This window comes from Streptomyces sp. SID1328 (assembly GCF_009865595.1).
In the GTDB taxonomy this organism is placed as follows: domain Bacteria; phylum Actinomycetota; class Actinomycetes; order Streptomycetales; family Streptomycetaceae; genus Streptomyces; species Streptomyces griseoluteus.
In genome coordinates, this window is the sequence record NZ_WWKH01000888.1 from 1 (window position 1) to 5,325 (window position 5,325).

The 5,325-nt window shown below is 74.7% G+C and carries 3 protein-coding genes and 1 pseudogene; 3 read left to right on the forward strand and 1 reads right to left on the reverse strand.

Features of this window, described 5'->3' with window-relative positions; translation table 11 throughout:
* The 3 genes from cobT to GT030_RS28645 all read left to right on the forward strand — a co-directional run.
* On the forward strand, positions 1-2,927 hold a 2,927-nt coding region (gene cobT / locus GT030_RS28635), incomplete at its 5' end, for a nicotinate-nucleotide--dimethylbenzimidazole phosphoribosyltransferase (RefSeq protein ID WP_237522872.1).
* Positions 2,928-3,087: 160 nt separating this feature from the next.
* Complete coding sequence (gene cobA, locus GT030_RS28640) at positions 3,088-4,323, forward strand: uroporphyrinogen-III C-methyltransferase (RefSeq protein WP_161203567.1); 1,236 nt, start codon at positions 3,088-3,090, stop codon at positions 4,321-4,323.
* 31 nt (positions 4,324-4,354) lie between these two features.
* A complete protein-coding gene (locus GT030_RS28645) occupies positions 4,355-5,176 on the forward strand; it encodes an RNA methyltransferase (RefSeq protein WP_161203568.1) in 822 nt (273 codons plus the stop codon).
* On the opposite strand, the pseudogene GT030_RS28650 reads toward GT030_RS28645, so the two are convergent.
* Positions 5,158-5,325 (reverse strand): annotated as a pseudogene (locus GT030_RS28650) (serine/threonine protein kinase); the annotation flags it as partial. The gene GT030_RS28645 and the pseudogene GT030_RS28650 sit on opposite strands and share 19 nt — an antisense overlap.

A 5,325-nucleotide genomic window follows, 5' to 3' on the forward strand; every position in this document is an offset into this window, starting at 1 on the left:
CCGTCCGCTCCCTCGCCGACCGCGGCCCCGCCGGTGCGCCGGTACGGCCGTTGGCCGGCCCCGAGTACCTGGACGTGCAGGCGCTGCCCGACCCGGTCCCGCAGGCCGCCGCGCCTTGGGGTGCGGGACCGGTGGAGGCTGTGGCGCCGGCCGCCGAAACGGTTGTTCCGGAGGTTGTTCCGGAACAGGCCGTTCCTGAGGCTGTGGCGCCGGAGCAGGTTGTTCCCGAGGCCATTGCCCCGGAGGCGGTCCTTCCGGAGGCGGTTGTGCCGGACGTGGCTGCCCCTGAGGCAGCCGTCGCGGACGAGATCGCCCCGCAGGAGATGGTCCCGGAAGCGGCCCTGCCGGAGGCTGTCCTGCCCGTCGCCGAGAGCGCGCCGGTCGAGCCCGTCGAGCCCGCGGCGGCCGCGCAGGCCGCCGTGGACCGGCTGACCGCTCAGACCGAGGTCGCCGAGGCCGCCGGGGTCGCCATCGAGGAGGCGCCGCAGGCCCCCCTCGCGGCCGAGATCCCCGAGCCCGAGATCTCCGAGCCCGAGGTGGCCGAGCCGGTGCTGGAGGCCGTGCCCGACGCGGCTCCGGGGCACGAGGCCGAGGCGGCCATCGAGGAGGCCCTGGTCGAGGTCGCGGAGGTTCCTGCCGAGGAGGCGCCCGACGCTGTGGCGGCCCCGGTCGGGGAGGCCCCGCAGGCCGTCCAGCCTGAGGTCCTGCTCGCCCCGGTGCAGGAGGTCATGGAGACCCCCGTACCGGAGGCCGCACCCGCTCCCGAGCCGGAAGCCCCCGGCCCCGCCGAGGAGTTCCTGCTCCCCGAGCACGAGGACACCCCGGTGGCCGCCCCGCAGCCCCCCGTCTTCGAGCCCCCGGCCGCCGTGGAGGCGCACGAAGCCCCGTCCGGTCCCCAGCTCCAGGTCCCCGGGGAAGCACCCGCCCCGGCGGAGCCGCTGCCCTCCGGTCTGCCGCCGGAGCCGCACCCCGAGCAGCCGCTCGGCCAGTTCGTGGCCGTCGACGGACAGGTGCCCACCACCCCCCACCTGGCGCCCACCCCGCCGCAGCCGCTGATCCTCCCCGACCTGGACACCGTCGCCCCGCAGAGCCCCGTGACCGAGGCACCGGAGCCGGACCTCGTCCAGCACGCCGAGGACCTCGCCACCACCGACGCCGACCAGGACGAGGACCCCGAGCCCGCCCTCCCGCCGGCCCCGGCCGCGCCCGCGTACAACGACGCCGAGCGCGAAGCCGTACTGAAGGTGATCCGCGAGCGCCGCGACATCCGCAACGGCTTCCGCAGCGACCCGATCCCGCACGACGTGCTGCTGCGCGTCCTGGAGGCGGCCCACACCGCCCCCTCGGTCGGCCACTCGCAGCCCTGGGACTTCGTCGTCATCCGCTCCGCCGACACCCGGCGCGCGATGCACGACCTCGCCATGAGCCAGCGCGAGGCGTACGCCAAGTCGCTGCCCAAGGGCCGGGCGAAGCAGTTCAAGGAAATGAAGATCGAGGCCATCCTCGACACCCCGGTGAACATCGTCGTCACCGCCGACCCCACCCGTGGCGGCCGCCACACCCTGGGCCGGCACACCCAGCCGCAGATGGCGCCGTACTCCTCCGCGCTCGCGGTGGAGAACCTCTGGCTCGCCGCGCGCGCCGAGGGCCTCGGCGTCGGCTGGGTCAGCTTCTTCGACGAGCGGGAGATGGTCCGCGCGCTCGGCCTGCCCGAGCACCTGGAGGTCGTCGCCTACCTGTGCGTCGGGTACGTCGACGAGTTCCCGGACGAACCCGAGCTGATGCAGGCCGGCTGGTCCAAGCGCCGCCCGCTGTCCTGGGTGGTGCACGAGGAGACGTACGGCCGCCGCGCCCTGCCCGGAGAGGACCCCCACGACCTGCTTGCCGAGACCGTCGCACAGATCCGCCCCCTCGACGCCAAGGCGCTCGGGGAGGCGTGGGAGCGGCAGAAGCGCATGACCAAGCCGGCCGGCGCGCTCGGCATGCTGGAGATCATCTCCGCGCAGCTCTCCGGCCTGTCCCGGCAGTGCCCGCCGCCCATCCCGGAGCCCGCGGCCGTGGCCGTGTTCGCCGGTGACCACGGTGTGCACGCCCAGGGCGTCACCCCGTGGCCGCAGGAGGTCACCGGGCAGATGGTCGCCAACTTCCTGGGCGGCGGCGCGGTCTGCAACGCCTTCGCCAACCAGGTCGGCGCCGAGGTGTGCGTGGTGGACGTCGGTGTCGTCGCCGACCTGCCCGCCACCCCTGGTCTGCTGCCCCGCAAGATCCGTGGCGGCACCTCCGACATGACCACCGGGCCCGCGATGAGCCGCGAGGAGGCCAGAGCCGCCATCGAGGTCGGCATCGAGACCGCCCGCGACCTGGTCGCCGCCGGGAACAAGGCGCTGCTCACCGGCGAGATGGGCATCGCCAACACCACCTCCTCCGCCGCGCTGATCTCCGTCTTCACCGGCGCCGACCCGGCCGAGGTCACCGGCCGGGGCACCGGCATCAACGACGAGACCCTGGCCCGCAAGACCGAGGTCGTCCGCCGCGCGCTGGAACTCCACCAGCCGGACCCGGCCGACCCGATCGGCGTCCTCGCGGCCCTCGGCGGCTTCGAGCACGCGGCCATGGTCGGCCTGCTGCTGGGTGGCGCGTCGCTGCGCACACCGGTGATCCTGGACGGGGTGAGCGCCGGTGCCGCCGCGCTGGTCGCCCGTGCCATCGCCCCCGAGGTGCTGGCGGCCTGCATCGCCGGTCACCGCAGCGCCGAGCCCGGCCATGTGGCCGCGCTCAACAAGCTGGGCCTGCGCCCGCTGGTCGACCTCGACCTGCGCCTGGGCGAGGGCACCGGCGCGCTGCTGGCGCTGCCGCTGGTGCAGAGCACGGCCCGCGCGATGCACGAGGTGGCGACGTTCGACTCGGCGGGCGTCACCGAGAAGTAGCGTCACCGAGAAGCAGCCGACGGCCACGGGTGGTCCGGTCCGGAGTTCACCAGCCGGACCACCCGTGCCCCACCAGGGGCCCAGACATTAAGATCCGCACGTCAGGGCCGCTCCGAAGGCGCGGCGCGCCCACCGCACACCGCACGAGGAGCCGCACCTCATGGCCGAACACCCCGCCTACCCCGTGGGCCTCCGCCTGACCGGTCGCCGCGTGGTCGTCCTCGGCGGCGGCCAGGTCGCCCAGCGCCGCCTCCCGGCGCTGATCGCGGCGGGCGCCGACGTCCTCCTGGTCTCCCCGGAGGCCACCCCCTCCGTCGAGGCGATGGCCGACGCCGGCGAGATCACCTGGCTGCGCCGCCCGTACGCCGAGGGCGACCTCTCCGGCGCCTGGTACGCCCTGATCGCCACCAGCGACGCCGTCGCCAACGCCACGGCCTCCGCCGAGGCCGAGGCCCACCGTGTCTGGTGCGTCCGCTCCGACGACGCCGACCAGGCCACCGCCTGGACGCCCGCCACCGGCACCAGCGAGGGCGTGACCGTGGCTGTCCTCACCACCAGCGCGCGCGGCCGCGACCCCCGGCACACCGCCGCCATCCGCGACGCGGTCGTGGCGGGCCTGAGCGACGGCACCCTGGTCGCCCCGCACCACCGCACCCGCACGCCCGGTGTCGCCCTGGTCGGCGGCGGCCCGGGTGACCCGGACCTGATCACCGTCCGGGGCCGGCGACTGCTCGCCGAGGCCGATGTCGTCATCGCCGACCGGCTCGGCCCGCGCGACCTGCTCGCCGAACTCCCGCCGCACGTCGAGGTCATCGACGCGGCGAAGATCCCCTACGGGCGGTACATGGCTCAGGAGGCCATCAACAACGCCCTGATCGAGCACGCCAAGCAGGGCAAATCCGTGGTGCGGCTCAAGGGCGGCGACCCGTTCGTCTTCGGCCGGGGCATGGAGGAGGTGCAGGCGCTCGCCGAGGCGGGCATCCCCTGCACCGTGGTGCCCGGCATCTCCAGCTCGATATCGGTGCCGGCCGCCGCCGGGATACCCGTCACCCATCGCGGGGTCGCCCATGAGTTCACCGTGGTCAGCGGCCATGTCGCCCCCGACGACGCCCGCTCCCTGGTCGACTGGCCCGCGATGGCCCGCCTGAGGGGCACCCTCGTCGTGCTGATGGGCGTCGACAAGATCGGAAAGATCGCCGAGACCCTGATCGCCCACGGCAAGGCCCCCGAGACCCCCGTCGCCCTAGTCCAGGAGGGCACCACCGCCGCCCAGCGCCGGGTGGACGCGACGCTGGCCACCGTGGCGGAGACCGTACGCGCCGAGGCCGTGAAGCCCCCGGCGGTCATCGTCATCGGCGCCGTGGTGAACGCGACCCCGACCACCGAACAGCCCTGACCCCTCCGGAAGAACAAGGCACCAGCACCCCGTGGCCCAGCTCATCACCGTCGACGACCCCGCCGACCCGCGCCTGCACGACTACACGAACCTCACCGACGTGGCCCTGCGCCGCCGGCGCGAACCCGCCGAGGGACTGTTCATCGCCGAGGGCGAGAAGGTCATCCGCCGGGCGGGGAACGCCGGTTACGGCATGCGCTCGATGATGCTCACCCCCAAGTGGGTCGACACCATGGCCGACCTCATCGACGAACTGACCTGCCCGGTCTACGTGGTGAGCCCCGAGCTGGCCGAGAGCGTCACCGGGTACCACGTCCACCGGGGCGCCCTCGCCTCGATGGCCCGCAACCCGCTGCCCACCCCGGCCGAGCTGCTGGAGTCCGCCGGCCCCCACGGCGCCCCGCGCCGGGTCGCGCTCTTCGAGGACATGGTCGACCACGCCAACCTGGGCGCCGCCTTCCGCAACGCCGCCGCCCTCGGGGTGGACGCCGTACTGCTCACCCCGCGCTGCGCCGACCCGCTGTACCGGCGCTCGGTGAAGGTCTCCATGGGTACGGTCTTCGCGGTGCCGTACGCCCGCCTGGAGTCCTGGCCGCACGACGCGGACACCCTCCGCGCGCACGGCTTCGAGCTGGCCGCGCTGTGCCTCTCGGAGGACTCCGTCGACCTGGACGAACTCGCCGCCCGGCGCCCGGAGAAGCTCGCGCTGATGCTGGGGACCGAGGGCGACGGGCTCTCCCCGGCCGCGCTCGCGGCGGCCGACGTCCATGTGCGCATCCCGATGGAGGCCGGCGTCGACTCCCTGAACGTGGCGGCGGCCTCGGCGGTCGCCTTCTACGCCACGCGTCCCTGACCGTCCCCCGGCACGGGGGCCTGCTGCACGCCCGTGCGCTGCCCGCCGCCGTCCCCGCCCAGGCCGCGCGCCGGGCCGGAACAGCCCTGCGCCACCGCGATGCCCAGGGCGACCAGCAGCGTCACCACGACGAACACGGTCAGCCGCTA